The 2,347-nt window shown below is 40.9% G+C and carries 4 protein-coding genes; all 4 read left to right on the top strand.

Features of this window, described 5'->3' with window-relative positions; all coding sequences use genetic code 11:
* On the top strand, positions 1-190 hold a 190-nt coding region (locus ACE1AQ_RS05400; RefSeq protein WP_374808015.1), incomplete at its 5' end, for a hypothetical protein.
* Between the two features lie 112 nt (positions 191-302).
* On the top strand, positions 303-524 hold the full coding sequence (locus ACE1AQ_RS05405; protein WP_369751912.1) for a type II toxin-antitoxin system PemK/MazF family toxin: 222 nt from the start codon (positions 303-305) through the stop codon (positions 522-524).
* Positions 525-829: 305 nt separating this feature from the next.
* Positions 830-1,315, top strand: a complete 486-nt coding sequence (locus ACE1AQ_RS05410; protein ID WP_110544959.1) for a type II toxin-antitoxin system antitoxin SocA domain-containing protein — start codon at positions 830-832, stop codon at positions 1,313-1,315.
* A 74-nt stretch (positions 1,316-1,389) separates the two neighbouring features.
* Positions 1,390-1,926, top strand: coding sequence for a type II toxin-antitoxin system PemK/MazF family toxin (locus ACE1AQ_RS05415; protein ID WP_255348756.1), 537 nt, complete (start codon positions 1,390-1,392; stop codon positions 1,924-1,926).
* Positions 1,927-2,347: the final 421 nt, after the last annotated feature.

Below are 2,347 nucleotides of genomic sequence, written 5' to 3' on the forward strand. Positions count from 1 at the left end.
TAACGTACCTCAAGGGGCTTGTGTAATTCTTACCTTTGTTAGCTCGAATGATATTAACTTGGCATCTCAAGGAATTGATAGAGAGCAGGCTAAGACTCTACGTGCAAGTCTAGCTACCTTTTCAGACGATTGGAACAGCCCTGAAATGAGTGTTTATGACAACTATGATGCAGCCAAAGCCAACGGTTAGTCGAGGTGATGTTGCGCTGGTTCTTTTTCCAAATTCTAATCTGATTTCTGCAAAGACACGACCTGCATTGATCGTGTAAGCAAATGACTTACAAACAGGACTGCCCCAAATTATTGTTGCGATGATCACCAGCCAAATGCTTCGGGACGGACACCCTAGCCGTATTACTATTCTGCTAAATTCCCTTGAGGGGCAACAGTCAGGCTTGTTGACAGACTCAGTGGTAATGACTGATAATCTAGCGATGATCGCAATATCGGCGGTTCATCGTGTGATTGGCTCATTGCCGACAGCAGAAATTGATCAAGCATTGAAACACACTCTAGGCTTGTAGCGATCGCTATTTCCCCTTATCCTAACCAGCGATCGCATTCCCAAAAAAAATGTTCCTCCCAACAATGATCGCTATTTCCCTCGCTCCTAACCAGCGATCGCTATTTTCTCATTGCTGTTTTCTCATTGGGGAAGGGGACGATGTTTTCACCCGACCATCTAAACGTATCGAATATCAGACACTGACTCTGTTATCGTTTGGTAGCAATTTTCGCTTAGGAATCAGCAGAAGTATCCCTGATAAGATTACTATAGGGGTAGCAATGTCGTTGTCATTTCCCTAGGACGCGCACAGGGTTAATCGCCATGTTAGTAGATCAGTTGATCAAATACTTCGTCTATGAGACGAAAGGCTATATTACCAAGACTCAGTTGGTCAAGTTCATCTACTTGGCTGACCTTTATGCTGTCAAGTGGACAGGGAAACAGCTTACTGATTTGGATTGGTGTTACTACCATTACGGTCTTTGGAATGAGGAAATTGACACGGCCTTATCTCGGATGGAAGGGGTAGATATTTTTCAAGAACAAATAAATGAGGCGACTTTGATTCGGCCCTTGTCCTTAGAAAAAATTGGTAAAGACTTGGATTTTCCTATGGGTCTGCGCTTGATACTTAATAACATAAAAAGAGAGTGGGCTGGTTCTAAGAAAATACAACCACTATTAGATTATGTTTACAGCACTGCGCCAATGACTGAAGTAAAAAAAGATAACCCTGATCCCGAAGCAAAAGTTCGTCTTGATCTAAAAAAAGAACGAGAAAAGTTATTGTGTGAATTAGGGGTGTAATTTTGGCGGGAAGAAGACCAAAGCAGGGCTGGATTTATTTCATTAATCCCTATCAAGTTTCGTTAAGATGTGGTTTGGGTCATATTTATATTTATGAGTTAACTGAACCTGGGGAAGTTGATTGTCGGCATCCAAACTGTAGGTGCAGGCTTAATTCTAGCCATGTTTTTCGGGGAGAGCATCCCCATATTATTTGGATGAGTGATCAATTTCAGAATGAGTATAATTACATTGAAACTTTTACAGTGCTTCCTCTAACAACAAAAACAAGAGATACAGGTTTGCCAACAACTTATCCATTACCACCTACCCAGAATAATGGTTTGTCCGAAACATCTTATGTATTAGTTCATCAGTTGACTACGGTGGATGCTAATTGCTTTAAGGATTCTAATGGAAATTGGTTGGAAAGGGTTGGGCAGGTAACAAGAGATGATCGGCAAGAGATTGATGAGCGTTTAAAATACTTTTTGGCGATGCCAGAGAATCCTGAAGACTGGTTGATAAAAAATGCAAGTCCTGAAATTTTGGCAAAGGTTTTTGATTATTTACCAAGTGTAGAAACCAAAAAACAAGCTATAGAGCAGTTAATTGACCGCTTAGAAGAGTAAGTGATTCAACAAGTTTAGAGCGCGTGGGATTAGGTTAGCAAGCCCATCAAAGCAAAATTTTCCTAAATGGGGCGATCTCGCTTTTTGGGGATGAGAAGGGGCGATCGCCACAGTAAGCTATACTAATGCTATAATTTCAACATTTTTAGCGATTTGTTGTCTTGCTAATTCTATCCTGCTTGGCTGATATTGAAATGGGGTTTCCCGCAACTTGTGATGCTGTCACACAAAAAGTTATAATCTTGTTAAGATTAAGTCTTAAGGAGGAAATATACTGGTCAGTGTTGAAGGAGTTTATCGCCATGGTCGTGTAGAACTCACAGAAAGTCCCAATAACGTACCTCAAGGGGCTTGTGTAATTCTTACCTTTGTTAGCTCGAATGATATTAACTTGGCATCTCAAGGAATTGATAGAGAGCAG

The sequence above is a fragment of the Microcystis sp. BLCC-F209 genome (assembly GCF_041928595.1).
GTDB lineage: Bacteria > Cyanobacteriota > Cyanobacteriia > Cyanobacteriales > Microcystaceae > Microcystis.

Excerpts from the sequence above, each read along its gene's own strand:
- ACE1AQ_RS05410 (WP_110544959.1), top strand. The coding sequence starts at position 830 with ATGTTAGTAGATCAGTTGATCAAATACTTCGTCTATGAGACGAAAGGC.